General features: G+C 40.7%; 1 protein-coding gene. It reads left to right on the top strand.

Going from position 1 to position 403, the window contains the following annotated elements; genetic code table 11:
- Nucleotides 1–303: excisionase (locus BHE18_RS01125; RefSeq protein ID WP_216095293.1), on the top strand; the 303-nt coding region annotated here is incomplete at its 5' end.
- Nucleotides 304–403 lie beyond the last annotated feature (100 nt).

The following is a 403-nucleotide window of genomic DNA, read 5'->3' on the forward strand; positions in this document are numbered from 1 at the left end:
GAACAGTACCTGATAACGCTCGACGAGTGGAAACCAAAACGGTTCAGTCTCCCAATAACAAACACTACCCTGGTGAAATACGGAAAACTAGGATACATCGTTCCAAGACCACAAAAAATTCGTGGGCGTTGGCTGATAGATCGCCGAGCAGTATTTGTTGGGCCTGGTGAAACGGGAATTGCGCCGGAAATTCATACTGGCGATGATGATGCACTGAAGGAGATTTTAACTCATGTCAAAAAAAAAAAAAAAAAAAATGCGCAAAAGACAAATATAACATACATAATAGAGAAGATCAAGTAGAGTCAGACGCAAGACATGAAAGAGAATTACATCAAAGCTAAACACAAGACAAAAAGTACTGGGACTGATAAGCGACATAGTCAGTAGACATCACAGACAC

It is taken from the genome of Rossellomorea aquimaris (genome assembly GCF_001877785.1).
Classification (GTDB): Bacteria; Bacillota; Bacilli; order Bacillales; family Bacillaceae_B; genus Rossellomorea; species Rossellomorea aquimaris_A.